Source organism: Rouxiella sp. Mn2063, assembly GCF_049319665.1.
GTDB lineage: Bacteria > Pseudomonadota > Gammaproteobacteria > Enterobacterales > Enterobacteriaceae > JBMOUD01.
Genome location: NZ_JBMOUD010000001.1, coordinates 726507 through 752733 on the forward strand (window position 1 = coordinate 726507; position 26227 = coordinate 752733).

22 protein-coding genes are annotated in these 26227 nt (G+C 48.6%); 17 read left to right on the forward strand and 5 right to left on the reverse strand.

All coding sequences use genetic code 11. The features are described from left to right. The first annotated feature begins 4 nt into the window (after positions 1 to 4). Entirely contained in the window at positions 5 to 511 is a 507-nt protein-coding gene (locus tag ACL9RG_RS03120) for a YrhA family protein (RefSeq protein WP_422791091.1), read from the forward strand. Positions 512 to 577: 66 nt separating this feature from the next. Here the strand turns inward: ACL9RG_RS03120 and ACL9RG_RS03125 are convergent, their stop codons facing one another. After that, positions 578 to 2758 (reverse strand): TonB-dependent siderophore receptor, encoded by a 2181-nt coding sequence (locus ACL9RG_RS03125; RefSeq protein WP_422791092.1) that lies wholly within the window; start codon positions 2756 to 2758, stop codon positions 578 to 580. Between the two features lie 86 nt (positions 2759 to 2844). After that, complete coding sequence (locus tag ACL9RG_RS03130; RefSeq protein WP_422791093.1) at positions 2845 to 3228, reverse strand: YebF family protein; 384 nt, start codon at positions 3226 to 3228, stop codon at positions 2845 to 2847. A 300-nt stretch (positions 3229 to 3528) separates the two neighbouring features. On the opposite strand from ACL9RG_RS03130, the gene ACL9RG_RS03135 reads away from it, so the two are divergent. The 9 genes from ACL9RG_RS03135 (at position 3529) to ACL9RG_RS03175 (ending at position 17657) form a co-directional block, all read left to right on the forward strand. Then, positions 3529 to 4419, forward strand: a complete 891-nt coding sequence (locus ACL9RG_RS03135) for an NAD(P)-dependent oxidoreductase (protein ID WP_422791094.1) — start codon at positions 3529 to 3531, stop codon at positions 4417 to 4419. A gap of 204 nt (positions 4420 to 4623) precedes the next feature. Next, entirely contained in the window at positions 4624 to 5892 is a 1269-nt protein-coding gene (locus ACL9RG_RS03140; protein WP_422791095.1) for a nitrate- and nitrite sensing domain-containing protein, read from the forward strand. Between the two features lie 397 nt (positions 5893 to 6289). After that, positions 6290 to 7552, forward strand: coding sequence for a CmpA/NrtA family ABC transporter substrate-binding protein (locus tag ACL9RG_RS03145; protein ID WP_422791096.1), 1263 nt, complete (start codon positions 6290 to 6292; stop codon positions 7550 to 7552). A 12-nt stretch (positions 7553 to 7564) separates the two neighbouring features. Continuing rightward, a complete protein-coding gene (gene ntrB / locus ACL9RG_RS03150; RefSeq protein WP_422791097.1) occupies positions 7565 to 8485 on the forward strand; it encodes a nitrate ABC transporter permease in 921 nt (306 codons plus the stop codon). Positions 8486 to 8495: 10 nt separating this feature from the next. After that, the gene (locus ACL9RG_RS03155) at positions 8496 to 9311 is read left to right on the forward strand and encodes an ABC transporter ATP-binding protein (protein ID WP_422791098.1); all 816 of its coding nucleotides are present in this window, start codon (positions 8496 to 8498) and stop codon (positions 9309 to 9311) included. Between the two features lie 17 nt (positions 9312 to 9328). Next, a complete protein-coding gene (gene nirB, locus ACL9RG_RS03160) occupies positions 9329 to 13588 on the forward strand; it encodes a nitrite reductase large subunit NirB (protein ID WP_422791099.1) in 4260 nt (1419 codons plus the stop codon). After that, entirely contained in the window at positions 13585 to 16221 is a 2637-nt protein-coding gene (locus ACL9RG_RS03165; RefSeq protein ID WP_422791100.1) for a molybdopterin-dependent oxidoreductase, read from the forward strand. The genes nirB and ACL9RG_RS03165 overlap by 4 nt, the downstream gene beginning before the upstream one ends. A gap of 5 nt (positions 16222 to 16226) precedes the next feature. Further along, on the forward strand, positions 16227 to 17045 hold the full coding sequence (gene cobA / locus ACL9RG_RS03170) for a uroporphyrinogen-III C-methyltransferase (protein WP_422791101.1): 819 nt from the start codon (positions 16227 to 16229) through the stop codon (positions 17043 to 17045). Positions 17046 to 17249: 204 nt separating this feature from the next. Continuing rightward, positions 17250 to 17657 (forward strand): DUF2628 domain-containing protein, encoded by a 408-nt coding sequence (locus ACL9RG_RS03175; RefSeq protein WP_422791102.1) that lies wholly within the window; start codon positions 17250 to 17252, stop codon positions 17655 to 17657. Between the two features lie 46 nt (positions 17658 to 17703). Here the strand turns inward: ACL9RG_RS03175 and ACL9RG_RS03180 are convergent, their stop codons facing one another. Continuing rightward, the gene (locus ACL9RG_RS03180; protein ID WP_422791103.1) at positions 17704 to 18039 is read right to left on the reverse strand and encodes a hypothetical protein; all 336 of its coding nucleotides are present in this window, start codon (positions 18037 to 18039) and stop codon (positions 17704 to 17706) included. A 258-nt stretch (positions 18040 to 18297) separates the two neighbouring features. Between ACL9RG_RS03180 and ACL9RG_RS03185 the strand changes: the two genes are divergently transcribed. The 4 genes from ACL9RG_RS03185 to ACL9RG_RS03200 all read left to right on the forward strand — a co-directional run bounded on the left by ACL9RG_RS03185 (position 18298) and on the right by ACL9RG_RS03200 (position 21922). Continuing rightward, positions 18298 to 19359: an isopenicillin N synthase family dioxygenase gene (locus ACL9RG_RS03185; protein WP_422791104.1), complete on the forward strand. Its 1062-nt coding sequence runs from the start codon at positions 18298 to 18300 to the stop codon at positions 19357 to 19359. A 72-nt stretch (positions 19360 to 19431) separates the two neighbouring features. Then, complete coding sequence (locus tag ACL9RG_RS03190; RefSeq protein ID WP_422791105.1) at positions 19432 to 20277, forward strand: MetQ/NlpA family ABC transporter substrate-binding protein; 846 nt, start codon at positions 19432 to 19434, stop codon at positions 20275 to 20277. Beyond that, a complete protein-coding gene (locus tag ACL9RG_RS03195) occupies positions 20274 to 21254 on the forward strand; it encodes a methionine ABC transporter ATP-binding protein (RefSeq protein WP_422791106.1) in 981 nt (326 codons plus the stop codon). Before ACL9RG_RS03190 ends, ACL9RG_RS03195 begins: the two co-directional genes overlap by 4 nt. Beyond that, entirely contained in the window at positions 21251 to 21922 is a 672-nt protein-coding gene (locus tag ACL9RG_RS03200) for a methionine ABC transporter permease (RefSeq protein ID WP_422791182.1), read from the forward strand. The genes ACL9RG_RS03195 and ACL9RG_RS03200 overlap by 4 nt, the downstream gene beginning before the upstream one ends. A 117-nt stretch (positions 21923 to 22039) precedes the next feature. Here ACL9RG_RS03200 and ACL9RG_RS03205 read toward each other — a convergent pair whose 3' ends face one another. Continuing rightward, a complete protein-coding gene (locus ACL9RG_RS03205) occupies positions 22040 to 22369 on the reverse strand; it encodes a DMT family transporter (RefSeq protein ID WP_422791107.1) in 330 nt (109 codons plus the stop codon). A 166-nt stretch (positions 22370 to 22535) separates the two neighbouring features. Then, positions 22536 to 23096: a helix-turn-helix domain-containing protein gene (locus tag ACL9RG_RS03210; protein WP_422791108.1), complete on the reverse strand. Its 561-nt coding sequence runs from the start codon at positions 23094 to 23096 to the stop codon at positions 22536 to 22538. A 115-nt stretch (positions 23097 to 23211) separates the two neighbouring features. On the opposite strand from ACL9RG_RS03210, the gene ACL9RG_RS03215 reads away from it, so the two are divergent. The 3 genes from ACL9RG_RS03215 to ACL9RG_RS03225 all read left to right on the forward strand — a co-directional run bounded on the left by ACL9RG_RS03215 (position 23212) and on the right by ACL9RG_RS03225 (position 26219). Beyond that, the gene (locus ACL9RG_RS03215) at positions 23212 to 24060 is read left to right on the forward strand and encodes an AraC family transcriptional regulator (protein WP_422791109.1); all 849 of its coding nucleotides are present in this window, start codon (positions 23212 to 23214) and stop codon (positions 24058 to 24060) included. A 144-nt stretch (positions 24061 to 24204) separates the two neighbouring features. Beyond that, positions 24205 to 25758 (forward strand): methyl-accepting chemotaxis protein, encoded by a 1554-nt coding sequence (locus ACL9RG_RS03220; protein ID WP_422791110.1) that lies wholly within the window; start codon positions 24205 to 24207, stop codon positions 25756 to 25758. Positions 25759 to 26024: 266 nt separating this feature from the next. Continuing rightward, entirely contained in the window at positions 26025 to 26219 is a 195-nt protein-coding gene (locus ACL9RG_RS03225; RefSeq protein WP_422791111.1) for a DUF1656 domain-containing protein, read from the forward strand. Positions 26220 to 26227: the final 8 nt, after the last annotated feature.

The window sequence follows — 26227 nt, forward strand, 5'->3', positions numbered from 1 at the left end:
AACGATGAAAAATACAAATCAACTGATCGGCATGTTCAATACTCTGATGGTTGCCAATAATTACCCGATAGCTCACTCGGTAGCCCCGGACATAATGGCGGACTTAATACGAAAACCAGCCCCAGATGAATGGGATGCGCAGAAGAGAACCGCTTATGAGGATATCCAGCGGCTGATAATTAATCGGTTGGACTACGCCGAGATGTTTAAAATCATGGATGGGCTGGAGTATAACGGTCTGACCCTGTACAGCTTGGTGCAGGCGGAGGACGGTGAGCCATCCTGGTCGAATATCTACGTCCGCAACGTCGAGACACGTGACAACGAAATCTATGTAGATCCAAATCTCTCTGACAAAGTACTGATTGGTGAAGATGGTATGTCCGTGTTTGCGTACAGCTTTATCGGCGACTGCTTTCAAATCCACGATAAAGCGTCACCGGAATATGTCATCGAGTCACACGCCCACTTCAACGAATTGTTATCCGCGCTAATTGAGACGGTGAGCTGATCACCATCGCACCTAATGCAGGCCTACGCGGGAAAAATCTGATATTCCGGCGTAGGACCTCCTTAATTAGAAATCTACCGTGGCCGTTAAAGTCACATTTCTTGGTGCGCCTTCCAGTACCCGTAGGTTGCCACCGCTTGAGGTGTAATACTCTTTATTGAACAGGTTATTCATATTCAGGCGTAGCTGGGTATGTTTACCGATCAACTGATTATTCCAGGCAATAAAGGCATCAGCGACGGTATAAGCGGGCATGGTAAAGCTGTTTTCCGGATCACCTGCGCGGTTGCCGACATAGCGCGCGCCGCCACCAATGCGTAGATCGCCAGGCATGACGCTCCAACGTAAGGTGTGACTTAGGTACAGACTGCCCATTTGCGTTGGGGCATTGACCAGACGATTGCCTACATTGTTTGGATTGACGTTATCTTCGGTAATTTCGGTTTTATCGTAGCTATAGTTGGCGGTAAGATCCCAGTTCTTCGCGACTTCGCCATTCATCTCCCACTCCACGCCGGTTGAACGAGCTTTCGGGATATTACGCGTTACGCCGTTGATAAACACCGACATGTCTTTTTCATCAATCCGATACAGCGCCAGCGTAGTATTGATCTTCGGTGTGACCTGCCATTTGCTGCCTACTTCATAGGTCGTACCCAATTCTGGCGAGGAGACATTGCCATCGTCGTCCGTCGCAGTAGATGGTGTAAATGATTTACTGACGTTGCCGTAAAGCGAGACATCTGGCGTTAGCATGTACACCAATCCTGTCTGTGGCAGGAACTTATTGGCGTGGTCATTAAGCGTGGTGGTTGGATTAACCCAACCTTGCGAACCGGTTTGTGTATAGCCTTGATAACGAGCACCAACGACGCCAATCCATTTATCAGTAAAATGGATGCTGTCTTTGAAATAAAGAGAGCGGTTATACAACGTAGAGCGGATATTACTGTTGCTGTCGTTAAGGGTTGAGCTGTTGGTAATAGGCGACACACCATAAACCGGGCGGTACATATTAAAGTTATTACTATTCTTACCCCGATAGGAATAGGCCTTGTAGGTCTGATCCATTTCGTAATCAACACCAAAGAGCACATCGTGAGTCATGCCAAGCAGCTGTGGCGTACCAATCCAATCCCAAGAGGTATATTCGGTTTGATGGTTAAACCCACGGTTGGCATCCGCGCGGCGAGTCACTACGCCGGTGGTTGGGTTAATCGCCATCGCGCGCACTTCATTGCTGTCATAGCGGCGTTGCATCCACGAGTAGGTTAAACGCGTTTTCCATTCAGGATTGAAAGCATACTCGTAGGTAGTGTTCAGGCGTTTATTTTTCCCCCATGCGTGGTTAGCCAACTCATCGAGTCGTTGGTTATAGGGGATATTGAGCGGTTTGCCGTTTATAAAGGCCGTGCCACGATCGTAAGGAATATCGTACTTATATTCCTGATAGCTGATATTAAAGCTGGCTTTTTCGCCAAACCAACTTAAAGAGGGAGCCAGCAACGTGTGCTGGTCTTTACCGAAATTACGCCAATAATCTTCGCTTTGGCGTTCGGCGATCATTCTAAAAGCAAAGCCATTTCCCAATGGCCCGGTAATATCAATTAAGCCAGAACCACCTCCGGAACCGCCCGTTGTACCACTTACCTTGGTATTCCAGTCATATTGTGGTTTTTTACTGATGACATTGATAATTCCGCCGGGGTTTTGAATGCCATATAACAGCGAGGCAGAACCTTTGAGTACTTCAATATGATCGGTGGTGGCATTAAACCCTAAGCCTTGGTTGCTGCGCACGCCGTCTAAAAAAATTGAGCCATCGCTATTGGAACCAAACCCGCGTTTTACAAAACCATCTTCAATACCACCCAGCGTATTGCCTTGCGTAACGCCGCTGACAAACTTCATTGCATCATCAACAGATTGCACATTGTAATCGTCGATCATTGTTGGGGTCACAACGCTGACAGATTGTGGTGTTTCAATCAGTGGGGTGGCCGTTTTATTGGCCGCTGATGCCTGGTTTGCCGTATAGCTGACGTTATCCGTGGGGTCAGCATTGATAGTAATAACGGAGGAATCGTTAGTGGCATTTTCGCTGCTGGCGGCGAAGAGAGGGGCGCTGTGTAACACGGCCACCGCAAGCAGACTTTTGGTAAATCTCTCGCGAATGACCTTGTTTTTTATTTGTTTTTTATTATGTTGCGAATAATTGTTTAGTGAACAATCGCTGCTGGTAGACATAAAAATCCCTGAATGCAAATGATAACGGTTTGCATTCTAATTCCTGAGCGCAGCAATATGAACAATTATTTCAAATAATAAAATTCCTACTCTACTGTGGAGTATTTTATATAGTTATTAGAACAGTTAAGGCTACCGATGTAGCTCAGTGTGCCACCAGGACCTTTGGCTGAGAAAGGTACTCGGTAAGTGCCTTTTTCTTCGACCACATTGTCGCTAATAAAGGCCAGGCTAGGGACCTGTGTACCCAGGTTATCTTTATCATTTCCCCAATTCGGCAGTTTGTTTTCCATAAAATCGCGGGTAACGGTATCAATAGCGTTCTGCTTGGTCACATTCTGGCAGGCTTCAGGGGTAGTGCGCTGCATCCACGCAGGGTAGACATAAACCGTGCCAAGCATCACCACCATGGCAATAAAAATGGCTGAAATAAAACCAATCAGTACCAGCTTACTCGTATTACTGTTCACGATAAATCCTCACTCAACTTTGGTCTATCTTCGATTTTTCAGGGTATATGTTACGATATTATTTGTTGCGAATGCGGGTTTTTTTATTATGGCTCAGTTGCTTCCTGACTTGCTATTTTTCACCCGTAGGTTGATAAAAGCTGCTGTAAACCAGCGAAGTGACGCATTCAGTTACAGATGTCTGCCCAATGCTAAATGGTGTTGAACCCTGGTTTTTCTTACACTCTTAACAACTTTCATACATTCGAACTCGCGCAAACCCGATAATAATGGGTTCGAAGCACTCAAAGGAGCTGGATAATGAGTCAACAGCCAACAGTTGCTGTCCTTGGTTTAGGTGCGATGGGCCATGCTTTCGCTGCTAACTTACTGAAAAACGGTTTTGAAACTCACGTATGGAACCGAACAGCATCGCGTGGTGATGATCTGGTGCAAGCAGGCGCGATTTTGGGAAAAACGCCGCGTGAAGCGGTCGAAGGTGTTGATGTGGTGATCTGCATGTTGTCAGATGGTCCGACAACGCTTGCGGCCTTCCAAGGGCAAGATGGCTTACTTGCTGGATTGAAACAGGGCGGGATCGTCGCGCAAATGGGTACCCTTGGCGTTGATGCAACCGAACAGTTAATTAATTACCTGCAAGCTGAGCGCCCGGATGTGGTGTTCTTCGATGCGCCAGTATCCGGTACTAAAACGCCGGCTGAACAAGCACAAATTGTTGTGCTGGCCAGTGGCGATCGTGAAGCTGGCGCTGCCATTGAGCCGGTTTTTGCTGCTATCTCGCGTGCCGTGAAATGGTTAGGTGAAGCCGGTCGCGCATCAAAAATGAAGCTGGTGGTCAACGCCTGGCTTATCTCGATGATGGAAGGCATTGCGGAGAGCTGCCAACTGGCCGACGAATTGGGCTTTACCATTGATGAGCTGTGGAATGTGCTCGAAGGCGGGCCACTGGCTGCACCTTATATCAAAGGTAAAATGGAGATGTTTAAAGCCGATAATTATCAGCCGCAGATGCAACTGACCTGGGCGTTAAAAGACATTAACCTGGCGATCGATGCCGGTGGTTCCCGTAATCTGCCAATCATGCAAAGCATCAGCCGCCACTGGCAAGATGCGGTTAACGCTGGTTACGGTGATAGCGACTTAGCGGTGGTGTATCGTTATTTAGGCGCGCAGGAAAGCAATAAAGCCTAAGCTTTCGGTTAAGGGAAAACATCATGTTTTCCCTTAGTAATATGAATACCTTATCCCCGCAATTACCTTTCTCATTTTGCTATCGACACCAAGGCCTGCATCATATTAACCCCAGATAAAACCTTTGAAATCGGCGTGGCTGTAGATGTAACGGCATAACTCTTGCATCAATCATTAGTCATTCTTTTGCTGAGACTCACACTAATGAAAAAACCGCTGCTGAGTACGGCGCTGGATTTTGTCGCGGCTGCAAAAAAAAGTGAAATTGCTGGCCTTGAACATCTCTTGCAAATGGGCAAGCTAGTCGGGGCGGTGAGCCAGTTTATTCACGTATTGCAGCGTGAACGCGGCATTGCCAATATTTATCTGTGCTCACAAGATCCGGCCTTTGGTGAGGCGTTGAGTGAGCGAGCATTACAGGTTTCCTTGGCACAGCAGGTTATTACTCAGCAGGTAGAACACCTGAAGATGCAGACGGCAACACCGACGAGCACCTCCAGGCTTTATAGCCGCATCGCCGCGTTATTACGTAGCATGACCACCCTTGATGAATTGCGTAAGCAGGTTGCATTACTGGCGATCGGCCAGCCGTCAGCGATGCAGCAATACTGTGATGTGATCAAATGCGCATTGGCCCTTGTCTTTGAAGCGGCTGATACACCGGCAGACCCACAAATCTCCCGCGCATTGCTGGCAATGTTCAGTTTTATGCAAGGTAAAGAGTTGACCGGGCAAGAGCGGGCGTTAGCGGCGGCGGGATTTGCTGCCCGCGCTTTTGACGATACGCTTCGCCAGCAATTGCTCAATCTTATTGAAGGACAAGAACGTTGTTTTCAGACTTTTATTGAGTTTGCCGACGCTCGCGCTCGTGATATTTGGTACAGCCAATTGGCGCAAGATAGCAGCGAGTTTGAACGCTTTCGTCGTATTGCCTATACCCGGGCAACATTAGACGGTGAACCACAGAATATGGCGCTACGCTGGTTTACAGTGGCGACTGCGCGCATTGATGATATGAAAATCATTGAAGATCTGCTCGAAGACATACTGATGGAGCGTTGCCGTGAGAGCATTGCTATTGCAACGTCTTCACTCGAACAGAACTTGCTAAACAATGACGGCGGCTGGTTGCCTGAACATCCTCATTATTCCGTTTTTGTCTCCGCTGATGCGGCTAACGCTCAGGCTTATCAAACTGAAGGTATCGCACCGCAGTTGGGACGCTCAATTTTAGAGCTTGTCGGACAGCAATCCCGGCGTTTACAACAATTAGATACTGAACTCGCAGAGCTTCGCGCTTCGCTGTCTGAGCGTAAACAAATAGAAAAAGCCAAAGGTTTGCTGATGCAGCATAAGGGGATGACCGAAGAACAAGCACATAAAACCTTGCGTAATATGGCAATGAATCAAAATAAAAAGCTCTCTGATATCGCTGCCGCGATGCTTTCTGTCGCGACCTTGCTAGGTGAGTAAAGAGCAAACTGCACTTAAAGCACACGCACAATAGCTGCACTAATGATGTGCATATAACCTGTGTTGCGATCCGATAACGTGCAACATTTGCGCTGAACCCTATAAGGTCATGGCGGTAATAACGGTGCTCATGGTGAATTTACGCCGACTCTTAAAGTTGGCATGCCATCTGCATTAGTCTCTAGGTAATAAGTGGCGACATAGATGAGCCACTTTAAAGAATATGTCGGGCCAACGGCGGTCTGAACAAAATTCACGGATAAAGGCGTCCATTAGCATTCAGAAAACTGAGTGCTGACTGGACGCCTTTTTTGTTTTTGTCTTAAGCCTTTTGTCTTAAAACAAGGCGCCGCGCAGCGTATCACGTGGCATTGAATCGTATTGATAGGAACCAACTATGACGCAAGAAAAGAAAGCCCCGATGAGTTCGCTCAGCCGCCGCCGCTTTATTGCCGGAACCGCTGCATTAGGTGGCAGCATGTTATTACCCGGATTTATGAATAGCGTGTGGGCCGCGGGTTCTGATGCGCCAGAGAAAAAAGAAATCCGCGTTGGTTTTATTCCGCTCACTGATTGTGCTTCGGTCGTCATGGCTGCGGTAAATAAATTTGATGAAAAGTACGGCATTAAAATTGTGTTGAGCAAAGAGGCCAGTTGGGCTGTGGTGCGTGACAAATTGGTTTCTGGAGAGCTTGACGCTGCACATGTGCTGTATGGGCTGATCTATGGCTTACAGGCAGGCGCGGCGGGGCCACAGCACGATATGGCGATGTTGATGACGCTCAACAATAACGGGCAGGCCATCACGCTTTCCAACCAAATGAAACAAGCTGGGGCGACGGATGGCGCCTCGCTGAAAAAAGTAGTCGATGCGAGTGCCAAAGGAACCTATACCTTTGCTCAGACATTCCCGACCGGTACCCACGCCATGTGGCTCTATTACTGGTTAGCCAATGCCGGAATTCATCCTTTCAACGATATTCGCAATGTCGTAGTACCTCCGCCGCAAATGGTCGTCAATATGAAAATTGGCAACATGAGCGGCTATTGCGTAGGCGAGCCTTGGAACCAGCGAGCCATTATCGACGACATCGGTTTTACCGCCATTACCTCACAGGAAATTTGGCCCGATCATCCTGAAAAAATACTTGGCACCACCGCGTCATGGGTCGCCGCTAATCCGAACGCTGCCAGGGCGTTAACCGCGGCCGTATTAGACGCTTCGCGTTGGATAGATAGCACCGATGATAATCGTATAGCGACGGCCAAAACCATTGCCGGACGGGCCTATGTCAATAGCGCAGTTGAAACAATTCAGGGCCGCATGCTGGGGAGTTACGACAATGGTATCGGTAGAAAATGGCAGGATGCGCATGCCATGCGTTTCTTCCATGACGGACAAGTTAATTTCCCATACCTGTCGGATGGCATGTGGTTTTTGACCCAACAAAAACGCTGGGGATTGCTCGACAAAGCCCCCGATTATTTGGCTGTAGCCCAAAAAGTAAACCGCATTGATATCTATAAACAAGCGGCAGCGGCAGTAGGCGGCATCAATCTACCGACATCAGCGATGCGCAGCAGCACGTTGATGGATGGCAAGGTGTGGGATGGCAGTAATCCGGCAGCCTATGCCGACAGTTTTGCGATGAAACGCTAAGTGAGGCCTTCGATGAAAACATCAGTCGCAGTAACATCAGCCAGCGCATCAAAAGTGGTCAGTATTGATAATGGAAATCCTGTCGCTGAGGTGGCCACCTTGCCGGTGAAGCAGAGCGAAAACCAGGCTGTTACATCACGTATGCCAGGCGTGCGTACATACTTTAAGCGCTTAGTAAATCAAGCTATTCCCGCATTAACCGGCATCGGATTACTGGTTGTTGTCTGGCAAATCGCGGCGATGAACAGCAAAGGTTTCCCGACGCCGTTACAAACTTGGGAAGCTGCCAAAGTGCTATTTGCCCATCCGTTTTATAACGCCGGACCTAATGACATGGGAATCGGCTGGAACGTGCTGGCGTCGTTAGAACGCGTGGCGGTCGGTTTCGGATTAGCGGCATTAATTGGTATTCCCGCCGGATTCTTGATTGGCCGTTTCAGTTTTATCGCCGGAATGCTTAATCCGCTCATCTCATTATTGCGTCCGGTAAGTCCATTAGCCTGGCTGCCAATCGGTCTGTTGTTATTTCAACGCGCAGAGCCCGCCTCAGCATGGACCATTTTCATCTGCTCTATCTGGCCGATGATCCTCAATACCGCCGAGGGCGTTGCCCGCATTCCGCAGGATTACCTTAACGTCGCGCGGGTACTCAAATTAAATGAGTTTACCGTGATGCGAAAAATCCTCTTTCCAGCGGTACTGCCTTACGTGCTGACCGGCGTGCGTTTGTCGATTGGCATTGCCTGGCTGGTGATTGTCGCCGCCGAAATGCTGACCAGCGGCGTGGGTATCGGTTTTTGGATCTGGAATGAATGGAACAACCTCAATGTGCAAAACATCATCGTTGCCATCATTTTGATCGGACTGGTGGGAATGGTGTTAGAGCAAGGCCTGATGGCGATTGCCCGCCGCTTCACTTACGACAATCGCTAAGGAGAACAACATGGATAACCCTAAAGCTGCTCGCCACCTCGCCCCCATTATTCGCGTTCAGCAAGTGAGCCAACGCTTTCCTACGCCCAAAGGCAGTTTTTTAGCGCTGGATAACGTCAGCTTTGACATTTTGCCAGGCGAAACGGTCAGCCTGATTGGTCACTCCGGCTGTGGTAAATCAACGTTATTAAATCTGATTGCCGGACTTAGCCGTCCGAGCGAAGGGGTTTTGCTGTGCGACAACCAAGAGATAACCGGGCCAGGCCCTGAACGTGGCGTGGTATTTCAGAATCATTCGCTACTGCCGTGGTTGAGTACTTATGAAAACGTGGCGTTGGCCGTACGCGAAGTGTTTCGCGGGCAGATGAGCAAAAGTGAAATGCATGACTGGATTGAACACAATTTATCGTTGGTTCATATGGGCCATGCAGTAGACAAACGGCCGGGGGAAATCTCCGGCGGAATGAAACAGCGGGTAGGGATTGCGCGTGCTTTAGCGATGAAACCTAAAGTTCTGCTGATGGATGAACCCTTTGGCGCCTTAGATGCGCTAACTCGCGCCCATTTACAAGATGCGGTGATGGAAATCCAACAGCGGTTGCACACCACAATTGTCTTGATCACTCATGACGTTGATGAGGCCGTTTTACTCTCCGACCGGGTACTGATGATGACCAATGGTCCCGCGGCGACGGTGGGGGAAATACTTGACGTCACCTTGCCGCGTCCGCGTTCTCGAGTGGCACTGGCCAATGACCCCATTTACCACCAGTGCCGTCAGCAAGTTCTGCAGTTCTTGTATGAAAAACACCGTACACCCGCGTAACTGATGAGGAATTGAGGATGACCAAGCCGGTTTTGGTGGTGATCGGTAATGGTATGGCCGGGCGGCGTTTAGTCGACACGCTGACTCAGCTAGCGCCGCATCGCTTTGATATCCATTTGTTTGGTGATGAACCTCAGGCCCATTACAACCGCATTATGCTGTCGCCGGTTCTGGCGGGTGAGAAAGCCTTTGAGGATATTTTATCCGAACCGTTAAATTCTGGTGACAACGTCACGTTATATCAGCGTGAACCGGTGAAGAAAATCGACCGCATCGCTAAAACGGTGATGACGGCTAACAGAACGATTAAGTATGACCAACTGGTGTTGGCTACCGGTTCTCAGCCCGTAATGCCACCACTACCGGGCGTTACGCTATCTGGCATCGTGGGGTTTCGTAATCAACATGATGTGGAAATGATGCTGGTGCACTGTCGAGCGCAGGCGCAAGCGGTCGTTATCGGCGGTGGTGTATTAGGGATTGAAGCGGCAGCAGGCCTGCAACGGCGTGGTATGCAGGTGACAATATTACATCGCGGCCCCTACTTAATGGACAAGCAATTGGATAGTCGCTCATCCGAACTGTTGGCAATAAGCCTGCGGGAACGCGGGATTCAGCTGGTTTTTAATGCCGATACCCGACGGTTTTTGGCTGATAAGCACGAGCATGTACAAGCGGTTGAACTGGCAAATGACCAGCGTTATCCCGCTTCGCTGGTTGTGATGTCGATAGGCGTTCGTCCAGAGATGACCCTTGCCAAACAAGCGGGGCTGGCATGCCAGCGAGGTATTGTTGTCAGCCACGAGTTATTGAGCAGCGACCCGTCAATTTTCGCTATCGGTGAATGTTGTCAGCAAGGTGAAATCACGCTGGGACTATTGGCTCCGTGCTGGCAACACGCGCAGACATTGGCGACCCATCTTGCTGGACTGCCGGCACTATCGAGCAGCGAACAGCAAAACCCATTAAGACTGAAAGTCAGTGGCATTGCGCTGTTTTGTGCTGGCGAAGCGCAAGAGATTGAGGGCAGTGAAGTACACACCACCTGGGACCCGCTGGAACAACATTATCGTCGTTTAGTGTTTAGAGATGGTTACCTGATTGGGTTCCAGCTTTTTGGCGATATCAGCGATGGGGCAGCGTTTACGGCTCAGCTGACTCCGGCTCAATCCGTTAGTACACAACCCATTACAACAACCCATCAGGCGGCGCTTCCACTCGATAACCCAATGCCGCGGCAAGTACCGACCTTATCTATTTTCGATCCCGCCGGAGCGAATAATGCTTTGCGGGCAACGATTGAACAACTGTCGCCACTCAGTGCGACGAGGAGAACTGCAATGTCAAAACCCGTTCTGGTCGTTGCCGGTCACGGTATGGTCGGCCACCATTTTCTACAACAATTGGTCGAGCGTGACCTTCATCAACAGTACCACGTTGTTGTCTTTGGCGAGGAGCAAGCACCAGCCTATGATCGCGTGCATTTGTCCGAGTTTTTTTCGGGGCGCAGCGCAGAATCGTTGTCCTTGGTCGAAGACGGATTTTTTGAAAAGACGGGTATTGAATTGCGACTCGGCCATGAGATTGTCCATATCGACCGCAGTAAACGCTACGTCGTGGATAAACAGGGGCATCAAACCCCCTACGATCGGCTGGTGTTGGCAACGGGGTCCTATCCGTTTGTCCCGCCAATTCCAGGCAACGATGCCCCAGGATGCTTGGTTTATCGTACGTTAGATGATCTGGCCAGCATTAAAGCTTGTGCTGAGCAAGGGCGCGTGGGCGTGGTTGTTGGTGGCGGTTTACTTGGGCTGGAAGCGGCGAACGCGCTAAAACATCTTGGCTTGCAAACCCATGTTGTGGAATTTGCCCCTCGTTTAATGGGCGTGCAGCTTGATGAAGGCGGCGCGGCGATGTTACGCCGAAAAATTACCGCATTAGGCGTACAGGTCCATACCGGAAAAACTACCCAAGAAATTGTGGCGGGCAGCGAGCATCGCTATGCGATGAAATTTAGCGACGGCAGCGAACTCGATACCGATTTGGTGCTGTTTTCTGCCGGCATCCGCCCGCGAGACCAATTAGCACGGGAATGTGGTCTGGATATCGGGCCGCGTGGCGGTATTGTAATCGATGAACAGTGCCGCACCTCTGATGCCGATATTTATGCTATTGGTGAGTGCGCATTGTGGAACGGGCAGATTTTTGGATTGGTCGCCCCAGGCTATCAGATGGCCCGTACATTGGCAGATACGCTGTGTGGCAATGATGTGGCGTTTCGCGGTGCGGATATGAGCACCAAGCTGAAATTACTCGGTGTCGACGTCGCGTCATTGGGAGATGCACACGGCAATACTCCTGATAGCCAAAGCTATAGCTGGATCGATGGCCCCGCAGAGGTTTATAAAAAAATCGTTGTTTCCGCCGATGGCAAATATTTACTCGGCGCGGTTTTGGTTGGGGACAGCAGCGAATACAGCACATTACTCCCTATGATGCTCAACCAAATACCGTTACCTGGCCAACCCGAAGCGTTGATTTTACCCGCCAGTTCTGCCGCTACGCCAAAAGGGCTTGGTGTTGCGACATTGCCGGACAGTGCGCAAATTTGCTCTTGCCATAACGTCAGTAAAGCCGATATCTGCTCGGCGGTACAAAATGGCTGCGGTGACATGAGCGCCATCAAAAGTTGTACTAAAGCGGCGACCGGATGCGGAGGATGCGCGGCACTGACCAAGCAAGTGATGGAGTTTGCCTTGGCAGAACAAGGTGTCGAGGTCAAAAAAGACATCTGTGAACACTTCCCGTGGTCACGCCAAGAGTTGTATCACCTGGTGCGCGCCGGAGAGATCCGTAGTTTCGAACAACTGATTACTCAGCATGGGCAAGGTAGCGGTTGTGAGATCTGCAAGCCGCTGGTCGGCTCAATCTTGGCCTCCTGTTGGAATGACTATCTGCTTAAGCCGCAGCATTTGCCTCTGCAAGATACCAATGACCGCTATTTCGCCAATATTCAAAAAGATGGCACTTACTCTGTTGTGCCACGTATTCCGGGGGGCGAGATTACCCCAGATGGTCTGATTGCTATTGGACAGGTTGCGAAGCGCTATCACTTGTACACCAAAATTACCGGTGGGCAGCGAGTGGATTTATTCGGTGCCCGGCTCGAACAATTGCCAGAAATCTGGCAGCAACTGGTTGATGCTGGTTTTGAAACTGGTCATGCCTACGGCAAGTCACTGCGTACCGTGAAATCATGCGTGGGATCAAGCTGGTGCCGCTATGGTGTGCAAGATTCAACGACTTTGGCGATTGAGCTAGAAAATCGTTACAAAGGGTTGCGCTCGCCTCATAAAATAAAAATGGCCGTATCTGGCTGTACCCGTGAATGTGCCGAAGCACAAAGTAAAGATGTAGGGGTGATTGCCACCGAAAAAGGCTGGAATCTGTACATTTGTGGCAATGGAGGGATGAAACCGCGCCATGCTGATTTACTGGCGCAGGATCTGGATCGCGAGACATTAATTCGTACTATCGACCGTTTTCTGATGTTTTATATCCGTACTGCCGATCGTCTGCAGCGTACCAGCAGCTGGATGGATAATCTTGAAGGCGGGATAGATTATCTACGCAATGTGGTGCTCCTCGATAGCTTGCACCTTGGTGAACAACTGGAAAACGAGATGGCGCAAGTGGTAGCAAGTTATCAGTGTGAATGGCAAACCACGCTAGCTAATGCCGATCGTCTGGCCTTGTTCCGACCATTTATCAATAGTACGTCTGGCGATGAAAATGTGGTGATGGTCAGCGAACGGCAGCAGCCACGCCCGGCGACGAAGTTAGAGCGAGAACAGCATGAGATTGCCCATGTTAGTGCATCGCCGCAGGCTGTTGACCAAGAATGGGTTGAGCTTTGTGACTTATCGGCTATCCCGGAAAACGCAGGCATGGCTGCTCGTCTCGGAGAGCAGCAGATCGCGTTGTTCCATTTACCCTCATTGCCGCAAAAAGTATTTGCGCTGGGTAATCATGAACCGGGTAGTGACGCCTATGTTTTAGCGCGAGGAATGCTTGGGGATGTGAAGGGCGAGCCGGTGGTTATTTCGCCACTCTATAAGCAGCGCTTCCGCCTGCATGATGGTATCAGCATTGATAATGCGTCGGTTCGATTAGCCTGTTGGCAAACCGATATACGCAACGGGCGAGTCTGGGTCTGTCAGACGGCATCTGCACAAGCTCAAGATAGCGCCGCACAGATTGAAGCGATCGGCCTATGAATGCTCATCGCACCACCTGTGCTTATTGTGGGGTTGGCTGTGGTGTGCTCATCGCGGCGGATGGAACAGTCAGCGGCGATCCGCTACATCCGGCCAATTTCGGACGTCTGTGCGTCAAAGGGAGTGCGCTGGGCGAAACATTAGATTTACAGGGGCGTTTGCTGGCTCCCGAGATAAAGGGGCAGCAAGTGAATTGGGAGCAGGCACTAAGTTATGTTGCTCGCGGTTTACGTGAGGTGATCGACCAATATGGCCCGCAGGCGGTGGCGTTTTATGGCTCGGGTCAACTGTTAACCGAAGACTATTACGTTGCCAACAAACTGATGAAGGGGTTTATCGGCGCGGGCAATATGGATACCAACTCCAGGTTGTGTATGGCTTCTGCGGTGGTGGGATATAAGCGAGCATTCGGCGCGGACGCCGTCCCTTGCAGCTATGAAGATATTGAGTTGGCCGATTGCGTCATACTGATTGGCTCGAATACCGCGTGGGCACACCCGGTGGTTTATCAACGCTTAGTAAAGGCCAAGCAACAACGTCCAGATATGCAGGTTATCGTTGTTGACCCGCGTCAGACGGCGACTTGCGATATTGCCGATATACATTTGCCGTTAAAACCCAGCAGCGATGCCGCACTATTTTGCGGTTTGCTCAATTGGCTGGCGCAGCAAGGTTACGTTGATCATGCGTTCCTGGCTCAACATACCCAAGGATCGGCAGAAACCTTGGCTGCCGCCGCTACTTGGCCGATAGCGCGAGTTAGCACTGAAACGGGCTTAAGCGGCGAGCAGCTGTTGGCGTTTTTCCGCACGGTAGCGGAAAGCCCACGCTTACTCAGTTTGTATTCGATGGGAATAAATCAATCCTCCTCCGGCGTAGATAAATGCAATGCGATCATCAATATTCATTTAGCCACTGGCCGTCTCGGCAAACCGGGATGTGGCCCGTTTTCTATTACGGGTCAACCTAATGCGATGGGAGGACGTGAAGTCGGCGGGTTAGCGAATCAGTTAGCCGCGCATATGGTATTCACAGCGGATGATATTGCCACCGTCAGTCGCTTTTGGGGAAGTGACAATGTCACAAAATCGGCAGGGTATAATGCCGTTGATCTGTTTCGAGCATTAGAAAACGATGAAATTAAAGCGGTGTGGATTTTTGGCACTAATCCTTTGGTATCTCTGCCCGATGCCGACCGCGTTAGTTCAGCCTTGTTGCGGTGCCCGTTAGTGATTGTCTCTGACATCATGCGTGATACAGATACGACTCGCCGTGCCACCGTGTTATTACCGGCATTGGGCTGGGGGGAGAAAAATGGCACGGTGACTAACTCAGAGCGTTGTATTTCTCGCCAGCGCAGTTTCCTGCCAGCACCAGGCGATGCCCGTCCTGACTGGTGGATCATATCGCAGGTCGCGCAGCGCCTCGGATTCGGCGATGCCTTTAATTATACGCATCCGGCTGAGATTTTCCGTGAACATGCGGCGTTGTCTGGTTTTGAAAACCATGGCAACCGGGCATTTGATATCAGCGGACTGGCAACGTTAAGTAACGAACAGTGGGATCATCTGTCTCCAGTGCAATGGCCGGTGAATGCGGATTATCCACAGGGCAGCGCCCGGCTATTTACCTCACATCATTATTATCATGCTGACGGCAAAGCGCGTTTGATCCCCATTACGCCGCGTCCAGCAAAAAGTCAGGTATCGGCGGCTTACCCGCTGGTGATGAATACCGGACGTATCCGTGACCAATGGCATACCATGACTCGCACAGGTAAGGCGGCGAAACTGATGCAGCATATCAGCGAGCCTTTTTGCCAATTCCATCCTGACGATGCGCCAGATATTCATGCCGGCGATCTGTTACGGGTAGAATCAACGCATGGTTGGGCATTATTACGTGCCCAGCCCGATCAACTACAACAACGCGGCAGCGTATTTGTCCCTATGCACTGGAATGGAATTTATAGCGCTCAAGCCCGAGTCTCGGCTCTGGTCGCTGCTCATGTCGATCCCTTATCCGGTCAGCCTGAAAGTAAATTTACCCCGGTGCGTTTAGGCCGTTGGCACATGCAATGGCAGGGCGAACTATTCACGCGCCTTGAGCAGGCGCAGTCTATACCCGAGGTGGCTTACTGGAGTCGCATTACACAAGAAGGCGTAGCTCACTCGATATTGGCCGATACATCAACGCCTGATGATTGGCTGGTGTGGCTTAATGAAACGGTGGATATGCAGGGTTGGCAGTTGCAACAGGCTGAACTAGGCAAGGGACGATTCCATCTTTTGGCCTGGCGAGACGGCAGGTTGCAATTGGCATTTTATGCTGGCCCGAAACCGATGCCCGATCGTGCGGTGGTTGTTAAAGCATTTTCCCAACCTCCGCAAAGCGCGGCAGAGCGGCTGGCGCTGCTGGGCGGTCAGGCACATGGCGAAGGTATGTCGCAGGGGGCCACCATTTGCAGTTGTTATGGCATCGGTGAGCAGGCGATCTATGAAGCTATTCTCGACGGCTGCGATGATACGCAAAAACTTGGCGCCCGTCTGAAATGCGGCACTAACTGTGGTTCTTGTCTCCCAGAATTGAAGAAACTTATTCAGCACAGAATCCCTGCGCTGAGAGTGGAGTAATGATTATGCAAAATATCCTCTCTGTTTTATCGCAACATGAACCATTGCAGCATGCTGCGTGCACTCAGCCGGTCACTGCCGGTGAGGTGTGGTTAGTTGGTGCCGGACCGGGTGACGTAGAACTTCTGACGATTAAAGCGCTACGGGCAATTTCCTGTGCTGATGTTGTGGTATTTGATCGTCTGGTATCAGCGCCAGTAATGGCATTAATCCCCGAAACAGCGCTGCAAATTGATGCCGGAAAATCGACGCGCCACCATACGCTGGATCAGGGAGAGATAAATCAGCTGTTAGTGGATATGGCCCGATTGGGGCATAAAGTGGTGCGTTTAAAAGGAGGCGATCCGTTTATTTTTGGCCGCGGCGGTGAAGAGATGCAGCATTGCCAACAAGCCGGGATTATCTGCCATGTTGTTCCTGGAATCACGGCGGCAGTTGGCTGTGCCGCGGCCAGCGGTATTCCGTTAACCCATCGCGACATTGCCCAATCGGTGCGTTTTGTCACCGGGCACACTCGCCAGGGTGAGCCGGATATTTACTGGCAAGGATTAGCAGAGACTAAACAAACCTTGGTGTTTTATATGGGGCTGACGCATAACGCGACGCTGAGCCAAAAGTTAATTCATCACGGCTTAGCGGCCAGCACGCCGGTGGCCATTATTGAGCGGGGGACGCAGCCGACGCAGCGAGTACTGATCGGTACGTTAAGTACGTTAGCGATGTTGGCAGAACGCCATGCCGTCGCGTCTCCCGCATTATTGATTATCGGTCATGTCGTCGGTTTGCATTCATCGATGCAGAATCATATTCAACAAGCAGGATGAGGCCCGGCCAGGATGGCCACCCTTTACTTTATCTTTTAGCTTTCCTCTTCAATACCATTATCCATTATCGACATTTTTAGCTGTTATTTCCCTTATCGCATCTCTAAAAAACCAACAAATTGTTGACAGTATCCGAGCTTGGCGGTATCTAATAAAGCTTCATTGTTTTTTACAATTTCTAACAAAATTCAACAGGGTGTGGTGATGGCGGATAAACTGAGTGAAAAATGGCAAGAGCGCTTTGACTTTTTTGATAGGATTGGCGGCGAGGTTGCAACGGTAGAGTATAGACAAGAATTTAGAAAACTAAGCTTTATGCAGCGTATAAAGATTGGTTACAACATTTGGGCATTTTTCTTCGGTATTATTTATTTTTGTATTTTAGGATTGTGGAAGAAAGGGCTAGTTATTTTTTCCACTATCGTACTGCTTAGTATTATTGTCTACATAATTGAATCATTAGGACATTTTAAACTGGATGTTGTGTACAGAGTCATTTCTATTGCTGGCGCGGCTTTTTCCGCATCTACGGCCAATTATGCCTATTACTTGAAGGAAACGAGAGGGAAACAGAGTTGGAACCCGCTTGAAGGTTTTTCTAAGAAAAAATAGCAATATCATTCGTTATAAGGTGGCGATACCTTCGCCACCTTATAAACTATGCTGCAGCATATTCAGAGACATAAATAACAATAAGCACGAGGTAAATTAAAAAAGTAATAATAGATAAACATAATACTACCAGCGCTCGTCCCTTCTTTGATGAACCAAATACGCCAACCAACCCAAAAGCAAAGGTCAGCACATTAGACATAACGTGAATGAGCATCAGAATAGAAAAGACGGTTGATAACACGCCGCCTTCTTCTGCGTCTGCCGTCAATACCGCTAATACCATAAGCAATATAAAAAAGAGCAGGTTTATCAAGGATAAATTATATCCAAAAGAGACCATATTATCTTTTTCGTTTACTTTTACTATCTGATCTGTCATTCGACATCTCCCTTTATTTATCCTTAAATCATTGTTAATTAAAGTATTAACATTCAGTTTTGTAAAGTTTTTACTAGAAAAAACATTTTTTGTTTTTCCCTTTTATTTCATAATGATAGGTGGTTTTTATATATCAAAGCCTGTCATAAGTTAGATGATAAGGGTATTAGCACGTCATGAGTGGGCAGTGATAGCGTATTTATTACATCCGTTCATTGGCGCGCTGTCGTGCGCTTTTTGATATTAATGGAGCACATCATGAGTGATATTCAGCAAGCACCTAAATCAATAGAACAGCCTGCTAACGGCAAAAATAGCATTCCGCTTTTGGATTTTTCATTATTTAGCCAGTCATTTGAATCACAAGAAGACTTTTTGGCTCAATTGCGCTTTGCGGCACGAGAGATAGGTTTTTTCTATCTGAAAAACCATGGCGTGGATGAGCAATTATTACGTGATGTACAACAGATCTCACGACAGTTTTTTGCACTTCCCGATGAAGAAAAACTAAAAGTTGGGATGATCAATTCCCCGCATTTTCGCGGTTACAACCGTGCCGCATCGGAGTTGACTCGCGGTCAGCCTGACTGGCGTGAACAGTTTGATCTTGGTGCTGAACGGCCAACCATCGCTTTTGATAAGCACACGCCAGCATGGGCGCGTTTGCAAGGGCCAAACCAGTGGCCAGAAGCCTTGCCAGAACTGCGGCCTTTGTTACTAGAATGGCAACGACAGATGACCGCCATGTCACTGCGTTTATTACGCGCTTTTGCGTTAGCACTTTCTCTACCTGAAAAAACCTTCGATCCACTCTATGGCGACAAACCCAACGAACATATTAAGCTGATCCGTTACCCTGGGCGCAGTGACGCGCAAAGTAACCAAGGCGTTGGCGCGCACAAAGACTCCGGCTTTCTCAGTTTTCTGCTGCAAGACCAGCAACGCGGATTGCAGGTTGAAGTTGAAGAGGGGCAATGGGTCGATGCGTTGCCTATCGAAAATACGTTGGTGGTGAATATTGGCGAACTGCTTGAGCTTGCGACTAATGGCTATCTTCGCGCGACAGTTCATCGCGTAGAGTCACCGCCTGCAGGTAAAGAACGTCTGTCGTTGGCATTTTTCCTTGGCGCGCAACTTAATGCCGTTGTGCCACTTTATCCATTGCCTGCGCATCTCACCAATGAAGCGCGCGGCCCAGCCAGCGATCCTAATAATCCTTTATTCCGCGACGTAGGTTTTAACTACCTCAAAGGGCGATTGCGCTCACATCCCGATGTTGCACAGCGTTTTTATCAAGATGTTCTGACCACGTCGGCCTGATGTTGGCGGGGCTCGAATAGTTTTACCAGCAAATAACGTTCCCGCGATGACATAAAAATAAGGAATCACAGCATGTTGAAAAATTTTATCGGTACTTTGGGTTTCTCTGGACGTTTTTTGGGTAAAGCAACAGCGGCAGCACTGCTGGTCGCTTCGGTATCTGCTTACGCAGCCGAGCCATTAAGGGTGGCTGCCGACCCGGTGCCTCATGCAGAAATTCTGGCTTATGTGCAGAAAATCGATCCGAGTCTGAATCTAAAGGTGATCGAAGTTCTTAATGGTATAAATCCTAACGAGTTATTGGTGAGTGGTGATGTTGACGCCAATTATTTCCAACATCTGCCTTACTTACAGCTGCAAGAGAAAGCGCTGGGCGTGAAACTTGCTGTTGCGGCCACTGTACATATTGAACCGCTGGGTGTGTATTCCAGCAAATATAAGCGCTTCGCCGACGTGCCACAAAATGCCACCGTAGCCATTCCTAATAATGAAAGTAACCTCAGCCGTGTGCTGTATTTACTTCGTGACCAAGGATTAATTACTTTGAAACCGGGTTTTGATGATCCGGCAAAAAATCTGGCGACACCAAAAGATATCGCCGACAACCCAAAGCATTTGAAAATCCTCGAAGTGGAATCACCGCAAATCCCACGTTCTTTACCTGACGTTGATTTGGCTGTCATCAATGGTAACTACGCGCTTGAGGCCGGTCTGGAACCTGCGAAAGATGCGCTAGGGTTGGAGAAAGTTGCCGGAAATCCTTACGCCAATATTGTCGTGACAACGGAAAAATTAGCCAAAGATCCGCGTATTTTGCAATTAGCGAAAGACCTGCAATCGCCTGAAGTGGCTAAATTTATAACTGAAAAATATCACGGTTCCGTACTTCCAGTTGCCCATACGGATAATGGCTCATGATTCGCGTTGAACAGCTGACCAAACGCTATGCCACAAGCGATGTCCCGGCATTAGACGATGTTTCTCTCACCATTAATGATGGCGCTATCTTTGGCATTATTGGCCGCAGCGGCGCAGGGAAAAGCACTTTAATCCGCTGTTTAAACTTACTTGAACGTCCCACCTCGGGCCGTATTTTAGTCGATGGCCGCGATTTAACGGGACTGACTGAATCTGAACTGCGTTTACAGCGCCAACGCATTGGTATGATTTTTCAAAACTTCAATCTGTTGCACGCGCGAAATGTCAGCGAAAACCTGGCTGTGCCGCTTAAAATTGCCGGAATGCCGAAGGCGGCGCGACAAAAAAGAGTGGACGAACTGTTGGAACTGGTTGGTTTGAGTGATAAAGCTAAGGCCTTTCCATCACAGCTCTCCGGTGGACAGAAGCAGCGGGTCGGGATTGCTCGCGCGTTAGCGGCCAGCCCCAATTATTTGCTATCAGATGAAGCAACCAGCGCGCTGGACCCGGAAACGACGGCCTCTATTCTGACGTTACTGCGCGATATCAATCGCCAGCTTGGGTTAACCGTTATTTTGATCACCCATGAATTGGACGTAGTGAAATCTATTTGTGATAGCGCGGCTCTACTTGCGGGAGGGAAAGTGCTAGAAGCTGGGGCGCTTGATCAATTGCTCTCTACTCCGGGTTCGCTATTAGGGCAAGCTCTGTTGCCGCATTGTGGGGCGCAAGATGCAGTATCAATGCCGGTTGCCGAACTGACGTTCTTCGACAGTTTGCTGGCATCACCAGTTTTAAGTGCATTAGCTCAGCATCATTGTGTCGGTGTGACCTTATTCGGCGGCGGTGTGGAGTCGATTGCTGGGCAACGGGTGGGGCGTTTGCGCGTAGGTTTCCAACCTCCGCCTGGTGGCATTGATTTGCTGGGTGTGATGACTTTCCTTAATGAGCGGGGAGTAAAAGCAGAGTGGGTATAAGAAACAGTCTTCCTTGGGATGAACTCTACGCTTTAGTGCTCAATGGCACGCTTGAAACCTTGTATATGGTATTTCTCTCAGGGTTATTAACCATTGCAATAGGTTTGCCTTTGGGCGTTTTACTTTTTGTCAGTCGCCCACAGGGATTGGCTGCTTCACCGAAAATTAATGCGTTATTAGGTGCAGTCGTCAATGTGGGGCGTTCATTACCCTTTGTGGTGCTGTTGATTGCTCTCATTCCTCTCACTCGTTTGATAGTGGGCACGACCTTAGGCAGCACGGCGGCGGTCGTACCTATTACGTTAGGTGCGATCCCCTTTTTTGCTCGTATTGTTGAAAGCGCTTTGGATGAAGTTGATACGGGGCGCATCGAAGCTATTCAAGCGAAGGGCGGCAATCTTCGCCATATTATCTTTACTGTATTATTGCCTGAAGCTCTGCCGGCTTTATTAGCAGGCGTAACGTTAACACTGGTAATGCTAATCGGTTTCTCATCGATGGCGGGAGTTATTGGCGGCGGAGGATTAGGTGACCTTGCTATTCGCTATGGTTATCAACGATTTAATAATCAAGTGATGATCGCCACCATTGTGGTATTGGTTATCATGGTGCAGTTAGTACAAAGCGTCGGGGACAGAATAGTGCGCTCATTAGCTCATCGACGTTAGAGAGGGATCTGATGGCTAACAAAAAAACCGCCAATTTGAAGGCGGTTTTTTGTTGGTCGATATTTTTGAGCGCGATATTTTGATAAATAATCTAATAACGGGGTATTCCAATCAATATTAATGGCCAGCCGTTTTTGACAGCAGATTAATCATCAATACGCCCGCAACAATTAATACCATTCCTAAAACCGCAAATAAATCGAGTTTCTGACCAAAGAACACAAACCCGGCACAGGCAACAAACACAATGCCTAATCCAGCCCAGATAGCGTAAGCAATACCGACAGGCATTGATTTAAGGACAATAGAAAGCAGGATAAAAGACAGGATGTAACCAATAACCACGGCGATGGAAGGATAAAGTTTGGTGAAACCTTCAGAAGCCTTTAATGAACTGGTAGCAACGACTTCGGAAACAATGGCGATAAATAGATAAAGATAGGTCATGGGATTCTTTTGCTAGTTTTTAATGCCGTTATAATAACCGAAATGCCGATAGTGTTTCGAGTATTTACATTTTAAAACAAATCTGGCGAGAATTATTGATCTGCTGAAGGGCTAAAAAAACAAGCCGGCATCTAATGACACCGGCAATTTTGATAAACTCATCTACTCAGGTTTTACTCGATACTTCTGATTTCGCTGAACGGCCTTCGCCCATAAAACTCCCAGGCAGCCACTGTGGCCAACTGGCGTTCTGGCAGTACAAAGTGCGTCCAAGACCTTCTTTCATCGCAACCGTTTCTTTATTCGCTACGCTAGGTGCAACGCTAACAGTCGCCGGCGCGCTGACCGGTTGTGGTGGTTCAAGCTCTAAGACGTAAGGTGGGCAGAAACCATAATTAGATTGATCTTCACTGCGACGATAAACCGCGGGGGTCATATTGAAATGCTTTTTGAAGGTCCGCGTAAAGGTCTGCTGTGAATCAAATTGGTATTTTTCTGCAATACGTAAAACTGAAAAACTAGTTCCGCGCAATTCTTGCGCTGCCATAGTCAGGCGGCGTTCTCGAGTATAAGTCCCCAAACGATAACCCGTAAAACTCTTAAACAATCGTTGCAGGTGCCACTTTGAGTAGCCAGATTTTGCTGCGATGGTATCTAGAGTAAGAGGTTGGTCAAGGTTATGCTCAATCCATTCCAACAATTCGCTGACGATATTTTCACGATACATAACTTTCTCTCCCGTTTGTCGTAACATTTAGCCACGCGCATCACTGGACTACAATGCGTAATTCAGCCATATTATTTTTCAAAACGGCCAAATGCTAACGGAGGAAATTAAGAGCATGCCATTAATTAACAGGCTAAACCCACCGGACGAAAACCAAGAATGCGATGATATTGACAATATCAATCGCCCTGTAGTGGTCGTGGGTGCGCGGATACTGAGCAAATATTGGGAGAAGGGCGAACATCAACACAAGAAAGCGCAGTTGATCTATACCACAAAAGGGATTGTAAATTGTGAGATTGATCAAGGTGTTTGGGTTGTTCCTCCGCAATATGCTATTTGGATCCCCGCGGGTGTACCTCATACCATAAGAGGTCTCGACATTAATATGTGGTATAGCATCTTCGTCGACGCCGATGCGATCGAAGGGCTACCTACAACGTGTTGCACCTTGTCTGTTTCTCCGTTATTGCGCGAACTGCTGACTTACGCGGCTCATTTCCCTTTGCTCTATGATGAGCAAGGTCCAGAGGGAAATATCATCAGAGCCTTGTTAGATCAATTGGTTATGGCTTCAGTCGAAAACCTGCATCTTCCAATGCCTAAAGATCATCGTCTGCGCCAGCTAATCGAGGGTTTGCTGGCTAACCCTGCGGATAAATCAACATTGGTTGAATGGGCGCACCGAATCGGTATGAGCGAGCGTAGCCTGAGCCGTATCTTCAGCCAACAAGTCGGCACCAGCGTACATCGCTGGAGACGACAATTACATGTGCTCATTGCCGTTGAACGCCTGTCTAAAGGTGAAAGCGTACAGACGGTGGCATTCGACCTTGGTTATGAGAGCGCCAGCAGCTTCGTCACCATGTTCCGCAAAGCACAGGGTAAACCTCCGGCTAAGTATTTATCTGACTGCGGAAATTGCACTGCGCCTCAATATCAGGGGTTAAGCACGTTGGTGTGATCGGTCTCTAATTTAACTAAAAATAAGTACTGTAATCATCAGGTTTAACAGCAGCACTATAAAGAAAAACAGATTTCTGCCGAAAACAGGTCTTTCAACATCCCTACTTTGATTTGGGTCATTCCCCGGCAGGAATCCGTTGCAATGAGAAATAACCAGCCTGTTATCCAGGAAGAGTACCATTACCCCGACCATATCACGTTGATGTCAACGACTGATATTCACGGCAATATCATTTATGGCAATGATTCTTTCTTCGAAGTGAGTGGTTTTAGCCCAGAAGAACTACAAGGGCAGCCGCACAATACGGTCCGCCATCCTGATATGCCGAAAGCAGCTTTTGCCGATATGTGGGCGACGTTGAAAAATGGCGAACCTTGGACCGGTATTGTTAAAAATCGCCGTAAAGATGGCCGCTATTATTGGGTTCGGGCTAGCGTTAATCCAGTGGTACGCAACGGGCAAATGGTGGGGTTTATCTCGGTACGCATCAAGCCAACGCGTGAAGAAGTGGCAAGCGCCGCTGCGCTCTATGAGCAGATCAATCAAGGTAAGCTTAAAAAATTCAAGATGCACAAAGGCGTATTAGTCCGTCAGGGGATGGGTGCTATCTTCTCAAGCGGAAAAATATTGCCTCTGCGCTGGCGTATTCGTTTACCTATATTGGCGCTGTTTATTCTCTCCCTGGGGTCTGCTGCGTTTGCTGGCGTCAAAGGTATTGGATTGCTGGAATATGGCGCAGTATCAGCGTTACTGTTTGGATTAACGAATTTCTGGATCGAAAAGCAGATTGTTCGGCCTGTGGAACATCTCACCAAACAGGCTATTAATATTGCCACGGGTGCCAGCTTAAGCGTTGATAACCAACAGCGAGTGGATGAATTAGGCCTGACACTGCGCGCAGTCGGGCAATTAGGATTAATGTTCCGTTGGTTGATTGATGATGTCAGTTCACAGGTATTTACGGTGCAATCGGCCAGCCAAGCGTTGGCGGCAGGTAATCAACAGCTCAGCCAGTTGACGGATCAAACCGCGACCAATATTCAGCAAACGGCATCGGCGATGAACCAAATGACGGCCGCTATTCAGCTTAATAGCGAAAATGCGTCAGAGGCCGATCGCTTGTCCCTGTCTACCAGCGATGCGGCGAGCAAAGGTGGTAAAGTCGTTGAAGCTGTCATCGACACGATGGACCAGATAGCAGCCAGCTCGCAGAAAATCACCACTATTATCAGTGTGATCGACAGCATCGCTTTCCAGACCAATATCCTGGCGTTAAATGCAGCGGTTGAAGCCGCTCGTGCCGGTGAAGGAGGGAAAGGTTTTGCCGTGGTCGCCAGTGAAGTCCGTAATTTAGCTCAGCACAGCGCCAAATCTGCTGCTGAGATTAAATTGCTGGTCGAAGCCAGTACCCATAATATCGAGTTTGGTATTAATCAGGTTCATGATGCTGGCAGCACGATGAATGATATTGTCTCGCAGGTTAACCAAGTCACCACATTGATTGGTAAAATTAGTCAGGCTACAGGTGAGCAAGGGCAAGGCCTATCGGAGGTTTCATTGGCCGTGGCGGAACTTAAAGAAATTATCCAGAAAAACGCTGCGCAAGTTCATCAAAGCGCTGACACCTCAGAATCGATGAAAGAGCAGGCCAGCCGTTTAGCATTGGCATTAAACGTTTTCCGCCACCGTCCTTAATCCCTCGCATCTTCACGAGCCGCCGCTTTGGGCGGCTCGTATCAAGTTCTACAATTTCCTTATAAATACTGATGTTATTACTCAAAAAGTGCGTTATTGCCTGATATCTGCAGCTATGGCTACCTGGCTGTCCGAAAACGATTATCGGATGTCTGATTTCGATTATTTGCAAGAATTAAGACGTGTGATAATAAGACTTAATCTCAGGGTTCGATAGGGAAATATTTAAATCTGATGTTTGAAGAAAAAGTGAAAGGTAACGAATTATGGACGATATATTAATTTATGGGTTGTCATTTCCATATCATATAGCGCCAGTCTTCATTGGTTACTGTAGTTATCGATGCCTGCGTTATTTACTTTCAAAAATTGAAATATCACGAACAATATGGCACCGCCCTTTATTTAATTTATCCTTATTTGTTGTGATGACATCATTAGTCTATATAACACTTTATTAATTGGTATC